The sequence below is a fragment of the Lysobacter sp. GQ73 genome (assembly GCF_059758755.1).
Genome location: NZ_JCAXEE010000005.1, coordinates 202643 through 222000, shown reverse-complemented (window position 1 = coordinate 222000; position 19358 = coordinate 202643). Strand labels below are relative to the sequence as shown.

Genomic DNA, 19358 nt, shown 5'->3' with positions numbered 1-19358 from the left:
TGTGTAAGATATTCTTACATCATGTAAGGAGGGTGGTTCGTGGACGCCAAGCAAGTTGAACGGAAACTTGTTGAGGTTCTGCAGGTAATTCAGGCAACCAGTGGCCTGGAATGCCCACCAATAAGTGGCGAGACCAAGCCAGCGGAGGCACTGCCGAGCTTCGATAGCAAGATGTGGCCGGTGGCGACAGGGATGCTCGCATCGGAACTCGGAATAGAAATATCCGATGATGTAAATCTCTTCAAAAAAGAAAAGGAGAACGTCAGTCTGTCGATTAGTGACGCCGTGTCGATGGTGATGAACATTATTAATGCCAAGGCGCAGGCCGCAGGCGAAGCGGCCAACTCATGAGTACGGATGGCCAGGACTCGAGGCGGCTGCTTGTAGCGAATCGCTTACGAGAGGCAAGAAAGCATGCGGGTTTGTCACAAGGGCATGTCGCAAAAATTCTTAGCTTGCACCGGCCTGCTATTTCAGAAATCGAGGCTGGAAATCGTAGGGTTTCTGCCGAGGAATTGGCAAAGCTCGCTGAAATATATGATGTAACAAGCTCATGGCTGCTGGGTGAAGTTGCGGAAAAAATGGATGAAAACGATCCGCGACTCCAGTTAGCGGCCCGTGAGCTTAGTAAGCTCAAGTCTGACGATTTGGATAGGCTGCTTAGGCTGCTTGCTTCAATGCGTGACCTAGACTCGGGAGAGGGGGCTTCCAATAAATGAGTGTGAATCGCGTAGCGGCCTCGTCTGTTCAAACACGAAAAAAACTCGTCGAAAAGGGAATGCAGGCGTCGTTGGCTGCGCGCAAGGGTGCGGGCGTAGACATGCGGTCTCCGATATGCATTTACGCCATGTGCGAAGCAAAGGATGTAATTGTTCGTTTCAACGATATAAACATGGAGGGTATGTATGACAAAGCGCCTCGGCCCAGAATTCATATCTCAGCCTTGAGGCCACTGCCCCGCCGAGCGTTTACCTGTGCTCATGAGTTAGGCCACCATGTCTTTGGGCACGGATCATCCATCGACGAAATGAGAGAGGATCATCTTCGCGCCGCCTCCAGGCCGCCTGAGGAGGTGCTTGCGGATTCATTTGCTGCATTTACTCTTCTGCCAACACTTGGATTGCGCGAAGCATTTTCGGTTCGCAGACTTCAGCCCGGCAACGCTAGTGCCGAAGACATCTACTCTATTGCTTGCAATTTTGGGGTTGGGCAAGCAACTCTGGTTAATCACTTGGCTTATGGTGTGTCGATGATGACGCACGAACGGCGAGATACTCTTGGGAGAATAACTCCAAAGATGATTAGGACGCAGTTGTTAGGGCGGGTCGTGCCCGAGCAATTGGTTTTCGCAGATGAGTATTGGAACTCGCCACACCTGGATATAGAGAAGACATCATTACTCTTGCTGCCAAAGGGAGTTGTCGTGGATGCGACTTACCTAATGCCAGAGGGAGAGGTGCAACGGGGTCGCGTTTTTAGGGCGACTAGAACTGGGATCACGCGGGTAGCGATTCCGGGAACGAGTTGGGCAACATTCGTGCGAATAGCGCCGCTGAAATATGTGGGGTTGGCGCGATACAGGCATCTCGAGGAAGATAGCGATGACGAAGCGTAATCCACCTCAGCTTACCCCTATTCTCGTTGAGGGGAGCGTTTCCGAGGCTTGGGCTAAAGCGGTCTTGCAAGTTATCGATCACTCTGGGAGTGAAGTATCTCCCTTGATACTGAGTGTGACGAAATTCGATAAAAATGGCGCTCCCATTGAAGATGCTCAACTTCGTTCGGCCCTGGACACACTTCTTGAAATGAAGAAGTTGCGCAGTGTCGATGATGTGGCCTTCACTATTTTTCCTGAGCGGATTTGGAGAGTTGCGCAGGGAGATAGAAGCAAGCTCTTCGCGCTGTATAAAGACGCGTTCCCTCGTTACCAAGCCATGAATCCGAGGGACAATCGCAGAGGGCTATACTTCGAGCGACTGACGAGCTATGGACGTGGGCCGTGCGAAGGCAACCAGCTTGAGTGGATTATCTCCCAATATACGGGTAGGCCGGGCGTGCGTCGTTCTATGTTTCAGGCTAGCGTCTTTGACCCCGAACGTGACCATGTTAATGACGCGCAACTGCAATTCCCGTGCATGCAGCATATGAGCTTCGAGCCAACGAGCGAAGGGCTAGTGGTTAACGCGTTTTATGCAACGCAGCAGCTCTTCGTGAAGGCATATGGGAATTATCTTGGCATTTCTCAGTTGGCGGCATTCATGGCGGGGGAGATGGGCCTAGCGATGGTGAGAGTGAACGTAATCGTTGGGGTTGCCAAGTTTGAGAGAATTAGTAAAGCCGACCCAGGCTTACTACCCTTGCTTAATATTGCCCGAGACTTGATAGCTAAGGCAGCTTAAGTGGGTAAAATATTGCGCTTTGATGCCATATGGGGCATTTCGCTTGAAGCACGAAAATAAAAGATTGCCTGCTAGAAGCCACCTGGCACCTATCCAAGTTACAGAGGTCTACGATAGCTACTGGAGCTTTGCCGCGGAGAGACAGCAGGTCTATTTCAAGCGAGTTCGGGGAGAGCCTGGTCCATGGTCGCAAGATCCAGTGATATCTGTACACAAGTTCACCAATGCGTACAGAGCTTCAGACAGAGTAAGTCAGTATCTTATTCGGCACGTCATTTATAGAGATGACCTGCCGAATAGCGTGGAAGAAGTTTTTTTTCGAATAATGGTATTTAAGCTATTTAATAAGATTGAGACGTGGGAGCTTCTTGAACATACGTTTGGCGAGGTTACTTGGAAGGAGTACTCTTTCGAAAGGTACGATCAAGTTTTTTCTCGCGCGATGAAGGCTGGAGGACGAATATACTCTGCCGCGTATATTATGCCTCCTGGTGGTACTGCATTCGGGCACTCGGCTAAACATCAAAATCATCTGAAGCTGATTGAAATGATGATGTCTGAAGGACTTCCAAGAAAAATCGCCGTGGCGCGACGCATGCAGGACGCCTTCAGTCTCTTATTAAGTTATCCCACGATTGGCGACTTTCTGGCATATCAGTTTGTAACCGACATTAATTATAGCGAGATCACAGATTTTTCTGAGATGGAGTTTGTAGTTCCGGGGCCGGGCGCTAGAGACGGAATAAAAAAATGTTTCAGCGATCGCGCGAATCTTAATGAGGCGGAGCTGATTAGATTGATGGTGGATAACCAGGAGCTGGAATTTGAACGATTGGGGTTAGATTTTTGCTCGCTTTGGGGGCGCCGCTTACAGTTAATTGATTGCCAGAATATATTTTGCGAAGTTGATAAGTATGCGCGAGTTCGTCATCCCTCAGTTGCCGGGGTCTCAGGGAGGACGAAGATTAAGCAGAAATTTTCGCCTTTAGGCCCCTTAATTTCTCCATGGTATCCGCCAAAGTGGGGGGTCAATGAGAAAATTGCGGAGTCGCTAATTGTGTAGAGCTCAATCTAGATGACCGTCTGGAGGATTCGAAATGGATTTGGATTTTTATCAAGGCGAAGCACAGAGGACTGATCGCGTTCCTGGTCTTGAGGGTGGCGCTGGAAGAGAGGTCATAGTTCCGCTATTGGGTCTGGCGGGCGAAGCCGGCGAGCTTCTTAGTGAATATAAGAAATTTCTACGGGATGGTAGTTCACATAGATTCTTTGAGATTCGCCTAGCCGAGGAGTTGGGAGATTTACTTTGGTATGTAGCTAATGTAGCGACCAAGTTTAATCTTAAGCTTTCGGATATAGCGCAGCAAAACTTGGAGAAGACTCAAGATCGTTGGCTTCGAGAAGAAGCTCCTCTAGCTAGTTTCGATGCTGGATTTAAAGAGGCGCAGCGCTTCCCGCGCCAGTTCGAAGCTGAACTCGTCGAGGTGGTCGTAGATGGGAAGAAAAAAATCCGACTGACTATTGATGGAATAAAAACTGGCGACGACCTCACAGATAATGCTGATGATCCAGACGGCTACCGTTTTCATGATGTCTTTCATCTTGCGTATGTGGCCGTACTTGGCTGGTCGCCGGTTATTCGGAAATTAATGAAGCGCAAAAGAAAGGATGATCCAAAAGTAGATGAGAATCAGGATGGCGGGCGGGCTCAGGTTCTAGATGAGGCAGTTGCTGCCCTTGCCTTCGATTATGCTAGTAAGCATAACTGGTTGGATAATATTCACGATCTGGATTTTTTGCTCCTTAGGAAAATAAGAGATATAACTTCAATTCTTGAGGTGAAGGCGTGTTCGCTAGGGGACTGGCAGCAGGCCATTCTTGCTGGCTTTGCTGTATGGCGGAAGGTTCGCGACAATAACGGCGGAAGAATTTTCGTTGACTTAGATGCCAGGCAAATTAGCTACCTTGGTCCAGCGAAGCCTGATGCTTGATCGCTGAATAATAGGGTGGAGATTAATGTGGAGCTTCGGGGTCGAGCTGTAATCGGTTTTGGGATCGATATAGTCGATGTTGGCGAGTTTTCCAAGCTCATCGATGGGCTAGCTGCCAAGCATATCTCTCGGTATTTCACGATGGCGGAGCTGGCCGATGTAAGCGACAGTGTAAACAGGATTGAGCGTTTGGCCGGAAGATTTGCCGCTAAAGAGGCAGTCATGAAAAGTGTCGCTATTGGCCTTGGAGATGGCGTTGCATTCACTGACGTCGAGATTATAAGTGGGGGGCTTGGATCGCCGGTAGTCAGAGTTTATCGGCGGCTGTCTGAGTATCAGGCGGCATTGGGGATTGATTTGTGGGCGGTGAGTATTAGTCATTCTGCGGGTATTGCAGTTGCAGGTGCTTTGGCGCTTTCGAGTTCACCTGGGCGGTAGCTCGGTCTGTGTGGTGGTAGCTCGAAAGTAGAAAGTTACGATAATCGTAATTACGATTATCGTAATTGACGGATCGCTCTATCTTGGTAATTCTCTTTGTTATTCGCGACCTCGGTGCTGACCTTCTCGCGCAATAGCAAAGGAGTTTTGATATGCAGAGGCCGTCAACTGCGCGCATCAACCGCTACGAAAAGGCCGTCCACGACGCTGATCTGGCCACCGCGCGCCGCATCGCGCAGTCGCTGGGCGTCCCGCTCGCCTTCCTCTACGCCGACACCGAGGTGCTGGCCGAGGCCATCCTGACCTTGGGCCTGTTGTCCAAACCCGAGCAGCGCAAGGCCGTGGCCGACCTCAAGGCCCGCCTGACCGAGTCGGTCGCCACCCGCAGCAGGGCCTGACCCCAGCGGTCGAGCGGGCAAGGCAATACGTTCGGGCTATAGACGGCCGCCCGGCCGGCACCGAGAGTGCGTACATCGGAACTGTCGGATCGAGGTGACGCTATGGGATGGCAAGCAGTGGTGCTGGGTGTCCTGGTGATGCTCAACCTGGCAGCAACGAGACGGGTATTACGCTACGGCGGATTCTCCCCCGCTCAGCGACGATGGCAACTCGCCCTGATCTGGTTGGTGCCGCTGATCGGGGCCGTGGTGTGTGTGCAACTGGCGAAGACCGATGCACGCGAAGCCGGCTTGGCGCTTTCGCAACACGATCCTCATGAGTACCCGAGCGACGGTGCCTACTTGGACGATGCCCCATCGATCTGTGGCTGTGGCGGCGGAGGTGATGGCGGCGATTGAGCCGCCTGGCCTTAAGTTACTGAGCCGACTAGGTCACCCATAAGATCGTCGATCGGATCAAGGCTCTTCTTGTAGCGCCGCTCAAACACTTGCGTGCGGTGGTAATCCAGGTAGGTCGCCTGCTTCTGGCTGAACAAGCCGCAGTTCCGTCCTTGGCGCAGGTCCAGGCCAAGCCGCTCTATCACGTCAGCCGGCAGGTCGCCGGTGACGATGAGGCTGCCTTTGCCTTCGAAGGTGATCCAGCCGCGATCAAACAACAGATCGGCTTGGGGTGTTAGCAACATGCCGTTGTGGGCATCGGTGCGCTCGTCTCCATTTGTGCAAGCGGCCCACGGCTTGATGTGGCTGGCTCGAAGAAAGCGCAGATCTTGAATGCCCGTCAGCCGACACTGCTTCTCGACGCCGAGCAGGCGCCTGCGGAACAAGGACTGTTTGTTGCGAACTTCGACTAATCGCGAAGAGACGGTGCTGTCGAGCGTCTGATACGGGGCCTGGGGTTCTGCGACCTTGTTGCCAGCAAAGAAGGCGCCGTCTTCTACTGGGATTAGGCGAAAGACGATCGCGGTCCGCAAAGAGCCGCTAGTGTCCGGCGTATTGGGCCTCAGGTAGGACGATTGTTTGACGAACTCGCCGAGGTAACGATAAGGCTTGCTGGGCCCCATCATCTGAAATAGCAGCAGCCTCTTGCCGTCTGTTACATGGTTCTCTATAGCCCGGTTGCCGCGTGCGTACCGCATGTGCCCGTTTTGGCCTTCGCCAAAGTAATGGAAGACACGTTCGTCATCCCAGAAGTCCTCATAGCCGTGCGACTTACCCGCCTCGCCAGTGAAGGCGATGATGAAGGGCTTGTCTTTCGGCGTAGAGATCCCGCCTTGCCCCTGGCCGCCGAGTAATCCGTGTATTTCGTTGCCACGGTGGTAGAGCGCGCCAACTTCAAAAGGAAGGTCGATCACTGGGGCTTCGCCATGATTGCGTCCGATGCGGGGCGGAGAGGTGCTTAGTCTTCTAACAGGCCGAGCAACATCTTTTGCTTCTTGGCGGGCAGCCGACGGTAGCGGGCTAGCAATGCCTGCTCGTCCTGACTGTCTGCCGCCCGAGGGGACGGCTCACTGGCTTTGCGGGCCTTATCGGTCTTTGCCGAGCCAGACTTCTTACCGGTGATCAGCCAATCCAGCGTCACGTTGTCCTGGGCGAACACCTGTAAGAACAGCTCAAGGTGCCCCAGATTGGGCTCGGCCCGCCCGGTCTCCCACTTGGAGACAGTGGCCCCCGTGACCTCGAGTTCGAAGCCCAGCTTCTCCTGGGACCAGCCGCGAGCTTCGCGTAGGCCACGCAACCTAGAACCGAAAGTATCCATGGCCGGAGTCTGACCAAATCGGCAAGGACTTTCCTTTCCAAAACGGTTGACTTCCTTGATTCCATATTGGAAAGTTGTGATGTGTCCGATCTGGACATGTCAGCCGGCCCTAGTTGCCAGCCTACTGAGGAGTGGACGCATGGATGCTGCCCTGAATGCCCGTCTCGCAAACGCCCGATTTGTTCGGTACTTGAGGCCGGGCGACGAGCCCGAGCTAGCAGTTCTACAGCGCATCGCAGACGAACTGCGAGTGCCAATCGCCTACCTGTTTGCAGACTCGGACTTGCTCGCGCAAATGGTGCTCGCCTTTGGGCTGCTATCAGAAAGGCAGCAGCGTAGGGCCTTGGCGCAGATCAAGCGGCACATATTCCCACCGTCTAAGTCGCACCGCTAAGATTGCGGGCATCGCTGAGATAAGGACATCAAAGATGACATCTAAGAGTGCGGCCATCGTAGGTTTCATGGCGAATTGCTGCGTCCTGATGTCTCTCATCATCGTGGCGGCGCTGGCTTTCGCCGGTTGCTCTACCGAGGCAAACAAGCGGTCATTGCACGCCAGCGACCTCACCATTCAAACAGATGCCCACAACATTCTGCCGTCTCGCGCTTCGACGAAGGACGGAAAGCCCTATACGGGTGATGCCTACGAAACTTTCTTCGGTGACAAGCAGCCGAAGGACTGCGCCGAGTGGGAGGGTGCCTTCATCGACGGTATGCCTACCGGCGAATTCAAGCTGTACACGAATTGTGGGCAGTTGGATTCTCTCTGGCGCTTCGAGAATGGCGCATGGGGCAAGGTTGAGAAGACGTAGTCGCGAGAAAGCATTCCGGCGGGCGCTGAATAAACGGATTGACTATGGCTGGATACAAACCAGGGAAGCGACATGACCGAATCGGATTAAGCATAAACGAGAGATCCGCAAGCGGCTATTTCTCTCGGCGGCCCGCCAGAGAGACGGCACCGTCCTGCATGGTTTGCGCTGGTGCCAGCCGTGCCGCGGCCGTGGGGAGATCTGCGTGGAGTATTCCGACAGCTCCAGCCGCTGGGCCGCCTTCGAGCCCTGCACGCAATGCGCAGGCGAGGGCATCGTCGCCGCCGACGATGGGTCTCAGTTTCGGGGCGGCTGACCGTCGGCGCGCAGGGTCGGCGTCTCGGCAATCTCGACCGACGTCACGCACTGGGTGCTGACCGTGTCCACGGAGAAGGTCACCGACATGCCGTTGCCGGTTGCGAGATAGACCCCGGTGCGCCGGTAATAGTCGAGCTGAGCCGGATCGGGCCGCGTCAGCGATACCGCAAGTTGCACCGGCATGCAGGGCGTCTTGGTGAACTCGGCCATCAGGTGGCGTCCATCCTCCAGTCGGAGATAGCGCTGCACGATATATCCATCCCGTAGCGTTACGGGCGCTTGCTGCGCCGTACGCTCAATGGCCGAAGTATGGGCGGACATCGGGAACTGCTGCTCCAGTGCCCGTGCAAGCCGATCGAATCCACTGGGGCCCTCGGACAAGGGCAGGGTAAAGAAATCCTCGATGCGGTCGCCGGCGCGAGTTTGAGGCGGCTCCGATCCGCCGCGCGCGGTAGCGCAAGCAACCAATAGCAATGGCAAGAAGCACATTACTCGACGGCACCCGGACATCTTCATCGTCTTCTCCTTGACGGGGCGATCAGATTAGCATCCACGGCATGGAAGCCTGGCAGGTGGTGATATGGACGACAGAAGCGACAACATTATCGATACGCGCGATGCAGAGTATCTGAGGGCGCATGCCGGATTCCAGGGCTTGCCGGCGAGGATGCAGGGATGGATTCTTCATTCTCCTCATGCCGCCGAAGATTTCGCTCGGTTCTTCGAGAAGGGCGGGTTCGTTGAACCTAAAGACCGCGTCGGGCTGCCCTATTACCACGCGACCGAGCCGCCGCGAATCGTGGTGGACAAAGATGCGCTCGATACGCTGTGCGGCCCCGCCGCCAAACAGAGCATCGAAGCCGAGTTGGCGATGTTCACGACGCTGGCTCATGAAATTGGCCACGATAAGTTCAATCCCGGCGCCATGCCGTTCCGCGGGGGTTCTGCCGAAGAGTACGTCCAGTATCGCGCCCGGCTCGAGGCTGGTGCGGTCTTCAACGCGTTTCCGATCTTCAATGATCTGAAGGGGCATGGGGAATTCCAACCCCGATGGAGCCAACTGGGCTATGGGCAGGGAGGTGGCCTGGGAACGGCCGCCGTCCACCTGGAGTGGAGCAAAGGGCGATTGACCGACGATCAAGCCGTCGCCCAGCTTGCCGCGCCGATCCCCAACTTCCCCTACACGCGCGGCGAACCGCTGCTCGATCAGAACGCCGATGGCGTGCTGACACAGCGCGACGCCTACCTGCGCGATTACCAAGCTCTGATCAGGCACACGCCGAACCAGGGAGAGGTAGATGCAAGAGGGCGGGGCGGTGATCTACCCCAGTCGGCTCCGATGGAGCCCTCAAGCAAGGGGCATCCGGATCACGGTCTCTATTCCCAAATAGCCGGTCATGTGCGTGAGCAAGACCGACAGCACGGCCGCCAATGGGACCAGTCGAGCGAACGCCTCACTGCGAGCTTACTGGCTCTATCCAAGGAAGCCGGACTGACCCAGGTCGACCACGTGGTTTTCAGCATGCGAACCAGCCAAGTGGCTGCCGGCGAAAACGTCTTCGTGGTGCAGGGGCGGCTGGACGACCCCGCTCACCTCCGCGCTCACATGAAGACCGAAGAGGCCACGCGAACGCCGGAAAGTGCTTCATTTGCCAGGGCAGAGGCACTGAACGAGCGCATGGCTACACAGGCCACAACCTTGGCGCAGACGCAGGCACCGGAGGATGTGGTGCGCGGGCGATAGCCCGGTTGAAAGTGTCCCGTCGATCGTAGTTGTGATGGTGCAAGAAGAGCGGCGATTGGTCGGATCAAGCTTCGGGCCCCAGGAAGTCTAGGCCTCGACCGGGTAGCGCATGATCAGTGCCTGGGTGATAACCCCAGCCTGAGTAGGACTAAGTGGTGCCGCGCCTGGGCGTGCATCCGCCATGAAATGGGCGCCTCGGCCCGCAGGGTTAAACACCCGGACGCCATCGTCTGGCAGCCGCGGGCTATCGATCCACCAACCCGGCAGCGCGACCGCGGCTTTCACCGAGACCGCAATATTCATCTGGCGCAGATAGGCGGCTAGCCAGCCGGCTTGCTGCCGTGCCTGCGCGATGGCCTTTGCGTTGACATGGTCGGGAAAGCGCAGGCGCTCGCCGTCGTAGGCCACTTTGAAGTGATCTTTGCTGCCGGTCTTGGGCGGCTTGCGCACCGATTTGGTTTCGATCACGAAAACGGCCTGGCGGCCGATCACAACGTGGTCGAGATTGAAGGATTCGCATGGGACGTCATGCAAGACCGTCAAGCCCATCCCGATCAACCGATTCAACTCCTGCGCGACGAACATCTCGGCTTTCAAGCCGTCCATCCCGCGCCGACGTGCATTGCCGCTGACGACGACGCGACGCAGGGAGAACGCTGCCATGACCAGGAAGGCGGTCAGAAGCAGGACTTCGCTCGTGCCGAACTTAGCGCTGCTCCAATCGACTTTTGGCAGCGCCCATGCCGCGAGAAAGTAGGGGCCCAGAAAGAACAGGGCGATCAAGCCGCCCAGCATCGAGTCGGTGTGGTCTTCGATCCGCTTTCGTAACTGTTCCCCGGCCCCGTGGATACGCCGATCCGCAAGCGGGGATCGGCGGCCCTGGCGGTCGCGCCACAGCTTGTAGCCCCAGAGTGCTCCTATCGCGATTAGCGTAGGAATGAAGATGGAGGCGGCTACGGCAAGAACGAGAAGGATCGAGTCCATCAGATGTCCCTATCTGTGTCGTATCTACCAGCGCAGGCTCTTATATGGAACGACGGATGACAAGAGACAGGGCGCTCAGATTGAGCAGGTGAGCCGCTCGGCGGCGCCCGAAGCCCTAGCACGCGCATGGACCGCCTTGCCCTTCGGCCTCGCCCGGGTCTGAGGCCGGCGGAGGCCTAAATACTCGGGGCACTCCATTCGGTGTGTCGAGGGCCGGCAGAGATGCAGCGGCCATGGCGCTCATGCGTTTGATACGTTTAGGAGCCTTGGCGCAACCTGGAGTTGCGATAGCGCTGCCGCCTGGCGAATGGCGTCGCGCATACTGCGGCCGCACAAGTGTGCCTAGTTCACGATTGCTTGTAGACAAAACGCGTGAACGATGCGGTTCATCGAAATACGCATTGTTTCCACGGGCAGGGCTGGCGTACCCTCGGCCTGATTCCGAAGTTACAGGCATAGGCGACATGGACGGGCCGCGAAACTTGCGCATGACGCGACCACCACGGTGGGCATGGCTCGTGCCAGGTGCACTGTCCGCAGCCTTCCTCGCCTCGCCCTGTTTCGCTTCTGCGCCGCCAACTCCCTTGTCAGGCTCAGCTCCTGCCAAGGGGCTGCCCGACACGACGCCCACCGATACCTATCGCATTAGCGCACTCTCCGAGCACCCGGACCTGACCCCTGAGGAAGTCGGCCGCCGAATGTTGCGGCTACTTGACGGGCTGGGTTCCATGGATGAGCTGACGACCGAACAGGTGGTCCTCAGAACGGGTCTGCCCCTGAAGTACGCACCCAAGGGAAAGGTCTACGCGTTTACGATTCAGATGCCTGACTCGCCTTGGTACTACGGCGTGACCTATCGCGACGAACGCGAAGCCAAGATGATCGAGCTGGAGTACTCGTACCCTGAGGACAGCGCGCCTAGAGCACCCTTATGCGCTATGACGGTCGACGACTTAGCAAAGAAATTCAAGAAGGATGGCTTCTCCCTATGGATCGACGTGGACGAGTTAGGGCAGGCCTTGGCCTACTACTTCAAGCGTTCGCCACTTAGGGTTCGGGTGGTGCCGGGCGCAAGCGTTACTAACAACGAGACTGGAACGTATCGCTTATGCGTATCGCAGTTGATGATTACTAAAGCGGATTGAGGTCGAGCGGAAGCATATGAAGATCCTAATCAATTCCTCAGTGGTCTCGTTGCTGCTACTGAGTACCGGTAGCACCCTGTTAGCTGCTTGCGCCCATGCCACGTCGGTTGGCGCGATAGAGAATTCATCTGCCAAGGAGCCTTCCGACATGACGTCTACTTATCGAGCCTATAAGCCCTCCGAGCATCCGGAGGTAACGCCCGAAGAGCTATCCATGCGCGTCATCAAGTTGCTGGCGACGCTCAACTCAGTCGATGAGCTTTCCGCGGAAAGCTTGACCCGGGACCTTGGGGTTCCGGTGGTACTGACGCCATCGCGAAACTTCTACTCGTTTCGGATCGAGTTGCCCGAATCGGGCTGGTCGTACGGCGTCGCTTATCGCGACCCTACGCTCGGCGCTAAGCGAAAAGTCCTGCGCTTCGACTTCTTGAACAAGGAGGCCGGTCGCGATCCTGCACCGGTGTGTGGGCTTCCACTCGGTGAGTTCATCGCCGGACTCGAGGCCGCAGGCTACTACGGCGGCCCGGAACGCGGGGAGATCGGCCAAGTCGAGGCATACAGTTATCGCAAGGGACAGGTAGACGTCCTGGTCGGCGAGTGGCCTACCGCGGTAGAGGGTAGAAGCTGCCTGAGCTACGTGTCGGTGCATCGGGCGGACTGACGTATGGCCGCACTCAACGAGCAATTGGCGAGCGCTGTCGGCCGACTGCGGGACTATCCCAACGTCGACCCCGCTCAAGTCGACGAATTGACCCGGGCCATTCGTGCCGACCGGAAACTGCTGAGGAACCTCAACGAAGCCGCGGAACAGGGGCGGCTCGCCGCGTTTGCTGTACTGCCGAACGTGCCCGATCATTCGATCGGGAAATACGGCATTGAAACAGGTGTCGTTGGCATCCCGGCCTCGCTTTTGACAGAGGCTGGTCGTCGGGACGATCTGGTGGCTAACCTGAAGCTGCAGGATATGAGCATACGGTTTGCTCAAACACCTTATCGCGACGCTGCCGGGAGCCAAAAGGCGGTATCGCAGGAGATGATCGATAATCTGCAGCAGACCATCAACGACTCTCCAAAGCTCGCGGAGCAACTGAGATCGGCGGTTAGTGTCGAACCTCGCGCCCACCTCGAAAACTTCGCGATCTTGGATCCGGCCTTCGGGGCGGGTGGTACGTACGACGGGCACTCCAAGACCATGAACTTGCCTGCTGGACGATTGCAGGCGAAGGGGCCGGGAAATCTTGCGGGCTTCAACCCGGAGGGCCTGACGTTTACGCTCGCTCACGAAACGCAACATGGCTTCAACCACCAGGACAAACTAGACGCTTATGCGTCGTTCGATCGGTCGGTCCGCCAGATCGCCCGTGACAAGAATCCTGTGAACGACTACACCGCTCCCATCGCCAGCATCATGCAGGCAGGGCGCAAGGACGAGGCTCTGGCGGAAATAGCAGGCTGGAATGCGGTCCATAGCCGCGTCCAGCATCTCGATGGAAACGTGACCATCGAAGATATGGCCTCGCTCAAGACCTGGCAGATGGAGGATTTCCTCGAACGCGTCACCGGGCCCGACGAGCGCGTCGTCCCGAGAGCCGGAATCCAGTTCAACGAAGACCTGAGCCTCGCCCCGACCCCGGCGAATATCGAGGCCATGGGCAGGCACTACGTGGACAAACCGCCGTTGGGCTCTCCCGGCTTGCCCGAGGGAAGGACGGCGAGCCTCGGGACACATAAGGAGGCGGATTACGCAAACTATTACGGACGCAACGCGATCGAGCGGGTGATCACGATCGATCGTAAGCATGCCCACGAAGTGGATGGAGTTGGGCCGGAAATGCATATCAACATGGCGCAACTTCGGTTGGACGAACGTCTAATCGAGCGGCTTGGACTTGAGATAGATCCCCGCCCTCAAGAGCGGCAGCCTTATCACGACACCAGTCAGTCGCCTCCTTTGCTGCGACATTTCGACCATACCAGGACCGGCCCGAGCTTGAACGAGCACGTGCCGATCGACCCGGCGATCCTAGCCGACGAGCCATTGGCCAGAACGGAAACCCGACCGACGCCAGCCCAGCCCGGTCACCCCGACCACACGCTGTACTCGCAGATCGCCGCGCAAGTGAAGGAACAGGATCGCGTGAACGGTCGCAGCTGGGATCAGGTCAGCGAGCGGTTGAGCGCCAGCCTGTTATCGCTGGCGAAGGACAGCGGCCTCACCCGCGTCGACCACGTGGTCTTTAGTCAGAAGACCGACCAGGTGGCGGCCGGGGAGAACGTCTTCATCGTGCAAGGGCGATTGGACGATCCTGCTCACGTGCGCGCGCATATGAAGACCGAGGCGGCGGCGCAGACTCCGGAAGCCGTGTCGTTCCAAAAGGTCGAGGCGATCAACGAACGCGCTGCCCAACAGGCACCCGCTTCGCAGGCGCAGCAGATACAGGAAGAGCCGTCTCGGGGCTTCGGGCGTTAATCTGCAATATCGGGGCCAGGTTTGGACGTGTAAGTGAATGCCCGCGTTGCATACACATCGTCGAGTGAAGCGGGCGCCGGGTACTTCGACGCAGCCAGGCCAGATCAACCTTAGAGGCAACGCGATCCATGGTGACCGAAGGACAGGCCCGGCAACTGGTCCTGGCAGCTGGTAAAGGCACGCCGCTGGCCATCATGAGCTGTGAGCTCTCCGAGCGCGGCGACTTTTGGGCCATCGTGGCCAACACTGAGGATTACGTGTTGCACGGCAAGCTCGAGGCCATGCTGCTCGGTGTCAATGCGTATCTGGTGCACGTCGATACCGGCGGCGTCACCGTGGTAGGCAGCGCGCACCGTTGGGAGGATGTGGTCGATGACGCCCATGATCTTGAAGTGGCGGCTGGCCGGTTTTACTTGTTGATCCCGACCGGCGACCAAGACGACAGGCGCGAGACGATTCGCCTACATCAACGTCTGGCATGCTCGCTGGTGGATGCCAGGTATCTGCTTTCATCAGCGCGTGGGGGTTGGCTGACGGGAACGCGTCGTGCACTGGCCGCTGCGCAAACGTTGTTGCACGCGCAGGGCATCGCTGCCGAGATTGTGCTGAGGCCCGATGCCGAGGACGCGGTAGTGCTGGAGTCGGCGGACGTAACGTGGCCGGTGGTGTCGGAACATATCTGCCGGCGCGCCGCGTACCGCCCGAGGCTCGACCCAAAGGTGGGAACTGATGCGGTACAGGACGATTCGGGCCAGGGCTCGATTGGTCTCGCTTAGCAAAGTACAGCGCGTCGGAGCGAACAAAAAACGGGCCGCTTATGGCGGCCCGTTTTCTATGCCTGAGCGTTCGATCGAATCACTCAACAAACCGCGCCGTCCCCACGTCGTACCACGGGGTGCACAGCAGCTGGCGGCCGGCGCTGGTGTCGCCGGTGGCGGTCCAGATGGGGCCGTGGTTGGTCTTGACCGGGTTGCGGAACTGCTTTTCGTCGAACGCGGCCACCGCGACGCACCAGCGCAGGCGCTTGGGCGTGCCGTCGGTGAAGCGGTGGACGAACTGGTCGGCCAGTTCGCCGCCGGGCTTGAGTTCCACGGCGAGCGGGGCGGCGCCCAGCGGGTCCATCGCAGCGGTGGCCGGGGCGGGGCCGGGGCCGTGCAGCAGCACGGTGCCGTCGGCCTGTTGTTCGACGCGCGGTGCGCCGACCGGGCCGGGGTTGAAGGCGGCGCCGGCGCGGTCGCCGTACACGCCGCGGTCGAACACGGCCAGGGCGCGGTCGGCGCTGCCGTTGCGCAGGCGGTAGCGCACCAGCACGGTGTTGGCGTCGGCGCTGTAGTGGAACTCGGTATGCAGGCTCGCTTCCTGGCCGTCCTGCACGCGCAGGCGGGTGTCGGCGGTGGCGGTGGTGGTGTCGGGCTGGGCGTTCATTCGGGATTCTTCTGCAGGATGCGGTAGGCCATGCGCGCAGGCGGCGGCCAGCGAGGCGGCGAACACGGCGGAGGCCTTGAGCGCGTATCGCGGGCGGGCGGCGGTCGTGTGGTTCGCTGTCATCGGGCGGGCCTCGGCATGGATCGGTGGTTCGCAGGTGGGTGGGGTCGCGCCGCGCAGGCCGGGTGCCTGCGTGCGGCGGTCGCTCATCGGCGCATGCCGCCGGCGCTCTGGGCCGGTTCGGCTTGTTGCTGCTGCGCCTGGGCCTGCGCCTGGGCTTGTTGTTCCTGGCGGTCGACGGCATGGATGGCTTCGTGGCGCATGGACTGGCCAGGCGCCTGCTCGGCGAGGGCGCGGGTGGCATCGCGGGCGGCGCTGCGGTCGCCGGATTCCATCGCCTGCAACAGCGCGTCCAGGTGGGCGTGGCTGTGGTTGTGCCCGCCGTTGGGGCCGGCGCCGGTCGCGCTGGGGTTGCCCGGGGCGGAGAACGCGGTCTTGGCGTCGACGCTGTAGTCCGGACGGCGCGGCAGGCCCATCTCGTCGCGCATGCCGTTTTCGGTCAGGTTGCGCGGGTTGGTCTTGGTGTCCGGGGTGGCCGGGTTGCGGTCGAAGTCGAAGGCGACGCCGCTGTTGTCCAGGCCCACCGCCTGGCGCTCGAAGTTGCGCACGTTGCCCGAGTCCGGGCCGGTGCCGCTGTACACGCCCTGCTGCAGGGTGCCGCTGGTGATGTTGTAGGCGTGCGAGCCCTCGTGCTGCAGCACCACGGTCGGGCTTTCGAAGAATTCGCTGTGGAACGAGGGGTTGTAGCTGATCACCGAGTCCATGCCCGGGCCGGCGGTGGTGACGCCGGTGGTGGCGTCGGTGCGCAGGAAGGCGTCGGCGGTCAGCCCGGGGCCGGCATAGCCGTTCATCTCGTTGGCGAGTTCGGTGATGCTGACCTTGTGGCCGGTGCCGGTGGTGGGGTCGGCGATGCGGTCGAGTTCGCCGAGCATTTCGCGGCCGTTCGGCGAGGAGCGAAACATGTCGAGGTCGGCTTCGACGCGCTGGCGGAACGCATCCGACGAGCCAGCGGCGATGCTGACGCTGGCGCCGACGTTGGCGGTCATGTCCACTTCGATCTGGTTGTTGCGCGCGCCGCGGGCGGCGGTGATGGTGTCCTCGCTGCCCTGGCCATACACGGTGTCGCGGCCGCCGCGGTTGTCGACGGTGTCGGCGCCGGCGCCGGTGTAGACGCGGTCGTTGCCCTTGCCGCCGCGCAGGATGTCGGCGTCCTGGCCGCCGGACAGAATATCGTTGCCCTGGCCGCCTTCGAGGGTGTCGTTGCCGCGCCCGCCTTCGAGGTAGTCGCGGCCCTGGCCGCCGCGCAGAATGTCTTCGCCGTCGCCGCCGTAGACCACGTCGTTGCCGCCGCCGGCGTCGATCGTGTCGTTGCCGGTGTTGCCGAACACGTCGTCGCGGCCCAGGCCGGTGCTGATGGTGTCGTTGCCGTCGCCGCCGTCGACGCGATCGCGCCCGCGGCCGGTGGTGATGGTGTCGTTGCCGTTGCCGCCCTGCACGTCCATGTTGACGCGCACGTTGGGGCCGGCGTGGATGATGTCGTTGCCGTCGCCGCCGCGCACGCCGAGCTGCTGCTGGGCGGCGAGGGTGATCTCGTACGGCTGGCCGTTGATCTGCACGTCGAGCACGCCGTTGGCGCGCTGGCTGACCTGCACGTTGTCGTCGCCGGCGCCGCCGTTGATGACGAGCAGATCGCTGAACTGGTCGCCGCCGGTCACTTGCTCGCGGCTGATGACGATGTCGCCCTGGCGGAACAGTTCCTGCGAGACGATGCCCTTGCCGTCGGGCGTGCTGCGCGACAGGTCGGGCGGCGGACTGCCGGGCGGGACGGTGCCGCCGTTGATGACGGTGGGAGCGGGGCCTGCCATAGAGATTCTCCTTGGCGTTGTAAGGCTGACGGATGGGTAAGCCGCCCGGCGCAGCCGTATTCCTGCCGGGCGACCTCAGTTCGACGACTATAGGTGGACTGCCGGCCCGAAGGAACTCGGGGCGGCCGGCCGGCGCGACCAACGGCACTGCCTGGACAGGCGGGGCCGTGTCCCAATCGGGCGGAGGGCCTGGAAGTGGGAGCGCAGTCACAAGAAACGCGGTGGGCCCGGCGATCCGGCCACGCCGGTTGCATGGCAAGTCGGGGCACCGAGCTTGTTCAGGGCATCGGCCGGTCGTCGCCCGTGACCCGGGCGGTGGCGCGGAGGCCGCATTGCGTGCGGCTCCCATCGGCTGAACAGGCGCGGGCCTTGCCGTATCCTGCCGCCCATGCCCACCTATATCGCCTTGCTGCGCGCCGTGAATGTCGGCGGCACCGGAAAACTGCCGATGGCCGAACTGCGCGCGATGTGCGAGGACGCCGGCTTCGAGGACGTACGCACCTACATCGCCAGCGGCAACGTGGTGTTCCGCACCGCCATGACCGCCAAGCGCGCGCAGGCCGCCCTGGAGCAGCGCCTGGCCGCGTATGCGGGCAAGCCGGTCGGGGTGATCCTGCGCACCGCCGCGGAGATGGCGCGCGCGCTGGCCGCACAGCCCTTCGCGGGCGCCGCGCCGAACCGGGCGGTGCTGATTTTCCTGGACGCGCCGCCGCCGGCCGATGCGCTGGACACGGTCAAGCACCGCAACGGCGAGGAAATCGCTTTGGGCGAGCGCGAGATTTACGTGCACTACGGCGACGGCATGGCCGATTCCAAGCTCGTCATCCCCGCGGCGAAGGCCGGCACCGTGCGCAATTTGAACACGGTGGCGAAGTTGATCGAGATGGCGGGCGGTTGAGGGGCGCCGGAGCGGTCGCACCGGCCATCCTGAGCCGGGCATGCCTGCGTCCGGCGCGCATGGCGCTCGCCTTCCGGCCGCCCGGCCCGCCGTACTAAACTGCGTCCCATGCGAAATCCACTGCAAGATCAATTGCTCAAGGCCGGCCTGGTCAAGAAGGCCCAGGTGGCCCAGGTCGCGCGCGAGCAGGCCAAGCAGCGCCAGGGCAAAGCGCCGCCGGCGCCGACCGCCGAACAGATCGAGAGCGAGCGGCTGCGTGCCGAACGCGCCGAGCGCGACCGCGCGCTGTCGGCCGAACGCAACGCGCAGGCGAAGGCGCACGAGCTGCGCGCCCAGGTCCGCCAGATCGTCGAGACGAACAAGGTCAAGCGCGAGGGCGAGATCGCGTACGGTTTTACCGACGAGGGCAAGATCAAGAACGTGTTGATCAACACCGCGTTGCGCACGCAACTGGCGAGCGGCGCCCTGGTGATCGCGCGCCACGACCAGGGCTACGAGTTGCTGCCGCGCGCCGCCGCGGAAAAAGTGTATGCCCGCGACCCGTCGATGATCGCGCTCGATCACGCCGCCGCAAAACCCGACGCGCCGGCCAGCGAGGACGACGAGTACTACGCCCGGTTCCAGGTGCCGGACGACCTGATCTGGTAACCACCGG

Annotated in this window: 23 protein-coding genes; 17 read left to right on the top strand and 6 right to left on the bottom strand. The window is 59.9% G+C overall.

Going from position 1 to position 19358, the window contains the following annotated elements:
• Positions 1-39: 39 nt before the first annotated feature.
• The 9 genes from AC6CH2_RS16190 to AC6CH2_RS16150 all read left to right on the top strand — a co-directional run bounded on the left by AC6CH2_RS16190 (position 40) and on the right by AC6CH2_RS16150 (position 5625).
• Positions 40-351 carry a hypothetical protein gene (locus tag AC6CH2_RS16190; RefSeq protein ID WP_498270102.1) on the top strand — a complete coding sequence of 104 codons (312 nt, stop codon included), beginning with the start codon at positions 40-42 and terminating at the stop codon, positions 349-351.
• A complete protein-coding gene (locus AC6CH2_RS16185) occupies positions 348-719 on the top strand; it encodes a helix-turn-helix domain-containing protein (RefSeq protein ID WP_498270101.1) in 372 nt (123 codons plus the stop codon). The genes AC6CH2_RS16190 and AC6CH2_RS16185 overlap by 4 nt, the downstream gene beginning before the upstream one ends.
• Positions 716-1615: an ImmA/IrrE family metallo-endopeptidase gene (locus AC6CH2_RS16180; protein WP_498270100.1), complete on the top strand. Its 900-nt coding sequence runs from the start codon at positions 716-718 to the stop codon at positions 1613-1615. The genes AC6CH2_RS16185 and AC6CH2_RS16180 overlap by 4 nt, the downstream gene beginning before the upstream one ends.
• Positions 1602-2399: a thymidylate synthase family protein gene (locus AC6CH2_RS16175; RefSeq protein ID WP_498270099.1), complete on the top strand. Its 798-nt coding sequence runs from the start codon at positions 1602-1604 to the stop codon at positions 2397-2399. The genes AC6CH2_RS16180 and AC6CH2_RS16175 overlap by 14 nt, the downstream gene beginning before the upstream one ends.
• Positions 2400-2442: 43 nt before the next feature.
• Positions 2443-3462, top strand: a complete 1020-nt coding sequence (locus AC6CH2_RS16170; RefSeq protein ID WP_498270098.1) for a nucleotide kinase domain-containing protein — start codon at positions 2443-2445, stop codon at positions 3460-3462.
• A 34-nt stretch (positions 3463-3496) separates the two neighbouring features.
• The gene (locus AC6CH2_RS16165; protein WP_498270097.1) at positions 3497-4390 is read left to right on the top strand and encodes a nucleoside triphosphate pyrophosphohydrolase family protein; all 894 of its coding nucleotides are present in this window, start codon (positions 3497-3499) and stop codon (positions 4388-4390) included.
• Between the two features lie 15 nt (positions 4391-4405).
• Positions 4406-4828 (top strand): holo-ACP synthase, encoded by a 423-nt coding sequence (gene acpS, locus AC6CH2_RS16160; protein WP_498270096.1) that lies wholly within the window; start codon positions 4406-4408, stop codon positions 4826-4828.
• A gap of 152 nt (positions 4829-4980) precedes the next feature.
• On the top strand, positions 4981-5226 hold the full coding sequence (locus tag AC6CH2_RS16155; RefSeq protein WP_498270095.1) for a helix-turn-helix domain-containing protein: 246 nt from the start codon (positions 4981-4983) through the stop codon (positions 5224-5226).
• A gap of 102 nt (positions 5227-5328) precedes the next feature.
• Positions 5329-5625 (top strand): hypothetical protein, encoded by a 297-nt coding sequence (locus AC6CH2_RS16150; RefSeq protein WP_498270094.1) that lies wholly within the window; start codon positions 5329-5331, stop codon positions 5623-5625.
• 11 nt (positions 5626-5636) lie between these two features.
• Here the strand turns inward: AC6CH2_RS16150 and AC6CH2_RS16145 are convergent, their stop codons facing one another.
• Entirely contained in the window at positions 5637-6578 is a 942-nt protein-coding gene (locus AC6CH2_RS16145) for an HNH endonuclease (protein WP_498270093.1), read from the bottom strand.
• 44 nt (positions 6579-6622) lie between these two features.
• Positions 6623-6982, bottom strand: coding sequence for a helix-turn-helix domain-containing protein (locus AC6CH2_RS16140; RefSeq protein WP_057971619.1), 360 nt, complete (start codon positions 6980-6982; stop codon positions 6623-6625).
• 428 nt (positions 6983-7410) lie between these two features.
• Between AC6CH2_RS16140 and AC6CH2_RS16135 the strand changes: the two genes are divergently transcribed.
• Positions 7411-7794: a hypothetical protein gene (locus AC6CH2_RS16135; RefSeq protein WP_498270092.1), complete on the top strand. Its 384-nt coding sequence runs from the start codon at positions 7411-7413 to the stop codon at positions 7792-7794.
• Between the two features lie 297 nt (positions 7795-8091).
• Here the strand turns inward: AC6CH2_RS16135 and AC6CH2_RS16130 are convergent, their stop codons facing one another.
• A complete protein-coding gene (locus AC6CH2_RS16130; protein WP_498270091.1) occupies positions 8092-8628 on the bottom strand; it encodes a hypothetical protein in 537 nt (178 codons plus the stop codon).
• 64 nt (positions 8629-8692) lie between these two features.
• On the opposite strand from AC6CH2_RS16130, the gene AC6CH2_RS16125 reads away from it, so the two are divergent.
• Positions 8693-9856 (top strand): XVIPCD domain-containing protein, encoded by a 1164-nt coding sequence (locus AC6CH2_RS16125; RefSeq protein ID WP_498270090.1) that lies wholly within the window; start codon positions 8693-8695, stop codon positions 9854-9856.
• 87 nt (positions 9857-9943) lie between these two features.
• Here AC6CH2_RS16125 and AC6CH2_RS16120 read toward each other — a convergent pair whose 3' ends face one another.
• Complete coding sequence (locus AC6CH2_RS16120; protein WP_498270089.1) at positions 9944-10840, bottom strand: nuclease-related domain-containing protein; 897 nt, start codon at positions 10838-10840, stop codon at positions 9944-9946.
• 518 nt (positions 10841-11358) lie between these two features.
• On the opposite strand from AC6CH2_RS16120, the gene AC6CH2_RS16115 reads away from it, so the two are divergent.
• The 4 genes from AC6CH2_RS16115 (at position 11359) to AC6CH2_RS16100 (ending at position 15231) form a co-directional block, all read left to right on the top strand.
• Positions 11359-11985 carry a hypothetical protein gene (locus tag AC6CH2_RS16115; protein ID WP_498270088.1) on the top strand — a complete coding sequence of 209 codons (627 nt, stop codon included), beginning with the start codon at positions 11359-11361 and terminating at the stop codon, positions 11983-11985.
• Positions 11986-12133: 148 nt separating this feature from the next.
• On the top strand, positions 12134-12646 hold the full coding sequence (locus AC6CH2_RS16110) for a hypothetical protein (protein ID WP_498270087.1): 513 nt from the start codon (positions 12134-12136) through the stop codon (positions 12644-12646).
• Positions 12647-12649: 3 nt separating this feature from the next.
• Complete coding sequence (locus tag AC6CH2_RS16105) at positions 12650-14455, top strand: XVIPCD domain-containing protein (RefSeq protein ID WP_498270086.1); 1806 nt, start codon at positions 12650-12652, stop codon at positions 14453-14455.
• Positions 14456-14583: 128 nt separating this feature from the next.
• Positions 14584-15231 carry a hypothetical protein gene (locus tag AC6CH2_RS16100; protein ID WP_498270085.1) on the top strand — a complete coding sequence of 216 codons (648 nt, stop codon included), beginning with the start codon at positions 14584-14586 and terminating at the stop codon, positions 15229-15231.
• Positions 15232-15310: 79 nt separating this feature from the next.
• Here the strand turns inward: AC6CH2_RS16100 and AC6CH2_RS16095 are convergent, their stop codons facing one another.
• Together AC6CH2_RS16095 and AC6CH2_RS16090 are read right to left on the bottom strand one after the other, a co-directional pair.
• Complete coding sequence (locus AC6CH2_RS16095; protein ID WP_498270084.1) at positions 15311-15880, bottom strand: hypothetical protein; 570 nt, start codon at positions 15878-15880, stop codon at positions 15311-15313.
• A 206-nt stretch (positions 15881-16086) separates the two neighbouring features.
• Complete coding sequence (locus AC6CH2_RS16090) at positions 16087-17805, bottom strand: M91 family zinc metallopeptidase (RefSeq protein ID WP_498270083.1); 1719 nt, start codon at positions 17803-17805, stop codon at positions 16087-16089.
• Between the two features lie 388 nt (positions 17806-18193).
• Here AC6CH2_RS16090 and AC6CH2_RS16085 point away from each other — a divergent pair, with 388 nt between their 5' ends.
• Positions 18194-18703, top strand: a complete 510-nt coding sequence (locus tag AC6CH2_RS16085; RefSeq protein ID WP_498270082.1) for a DUF1697 domain-containing protein — start codon at positions 18194-18196, stop codon at positions 18701-18703.
• Positions 18704-18811: 108 nt separating this feature from the next.
• Positions 18812-19351 carry a DUF2058 domain-containing protein gene (locus tag AC6CH2_RS16080; RefSeq protein ID WP_498270081.1) on the top strand — a complete coding sequence of 180 codons (540 nt, stop codon included), beginning with the start codon at positions 18812-18814 and terminating at the stop codon, positions 19349-19351.
• Positions 19352-19358 lie beyond the last annotated feature (7 nt).

Excerpts from the sequence above, each read along its gene's own strand:
- AC6CH2_RS16185 (WP_498270101.1), top strand. The coding sequence starts at position 348 with ATGAGTACGGATGGCCAGGACTCGAGGCGGCTGCTTGTAGCGAATCGC.
- AC6CH2_RS16180 (WP_498270100.1), top strand. The coding sequence starts at position 716 with ATGAGTGTGAATCGCGTAGCGGCCTCGTCTGTTCAAACACGAAAAAAA.
- AC6CH2_RS16175 (WP_498270099.1), top strand. The coding sequence starts at position 1,602 with ATGACGAAGCGTAATCCACCTCAGCTTACCCCTATTCTCGTTGAGGGG.
- AC6CH2_RS16165 (WP_498270097.1), top strand. The coding sequence starts at position 3,497 with ATGGATTTGGATTTTTATCAAGGCGAAGCACAGAGGACTGATCGCGTT.
- AC6CH2_RS16155 (WP_498270095.1), top strand. The coding sequence starts at position 4,981 with ATGCAGAGGCCGTCAACTGCGCGCATCAACCGCTACGAAAAGGCCGTC.
- AC6CH2_RS16150 (WP_498270094.1), top strand. The coding sequence starts at position 5,329 with ATGGGATGGCAAGCAGTGGTGCTGGGTGTCCTGGTGATGCTCAACCTG.
- AC6CH2_RS16140 (WP_057971619.1), bottom strand. The coding sequence starts at position 6,982 with ATGGATACTTTCGGTTCTAGGTTGCGTGGCCTACGCGAAGCTCGCGGC.
- AC6CH2_RS16135 (WP_498270092.1), top strand. The coding sequence starts at position 7,411 with ATGACATCTAAGAGTGCGGCCATCGTAGGTTTCATGGCGAATTGCTGC.
- AC6CH2_RS16130 (WP_498270091.1), bottom strand. The coding sequence starts at position 8,628 with ATGAAGATGTCCGGGTGCCGTCGAGTAATGTGCTTCTTGCCATTGCTA.
- AC6CH2_RS16125 (WP_498270090.1), top strand. The coding sequence starts at position 8,693 with ATGGACGACAGAAGCGACAACATTATCGATACGCGCGATGCAGAGTAT.
- AC6CH2_RS16120 (WP_498270089.1), bottom strand. The coding sequence starts at position 10,840 with ATGGACTCGATCCTTCTCGTTCTTGCCGTAGCCGCCTCCATCTTCATT.
- AC6CH2_RS16110 (WP_498270087.1), top strand. The coding sequence starts at position 12,134 with ATGACGTCTACTTATCGAGCCTATAAGCCCTCCGAGCATCCGGAGGTA.
- AC6CH2_RS16105 (WP_498270086.1), top strand. The coding sequence starts at position 12,650 with ATGGCCGCACTCAACGAGCAATTGGCGAGCGCTGTCGGCCGACTGCGG.
- AC6CH2_RS16100 (WP_498270085.1), top strand. The coding sequence starts at position 14,584 with ATGGTGACCGAAGGACAGGCCCGGCAACTGGTCCTGGCAGCTGGTAAA.
- AC6CH2_RS16095 (WP_498270084.1), bottom strand. The coding sequence starts at position 15,880 with ATGAACGCCCAGCCCGACACCACCACCGCCACCGCCGACACCCGCCTG.
- AC6CH2_RS16090 (WP_498270083.1), bottom strand. The coding sequence starts at position 17,805 with ATGGCAGGCCCCGCTCCCACCGTCATCAACGGCGGCACCGTCCCGCCC.
- AC6CH2_RS16085 (WP_498270082.1), top strand. The coding sequence starts at position 18,194 with ATGCCCACCTATATCGCCTTGCTGCGCGCCGTGAATGTCGGCGGCACC.
- AC6CH2_RS16080 (WP_498270081.1), top strand. The coding sequence starts at position 18,812 with ATGCGAAATCCACTGCAAGATCAATTGCTCAAGGCCGGCCTGGTCAAG.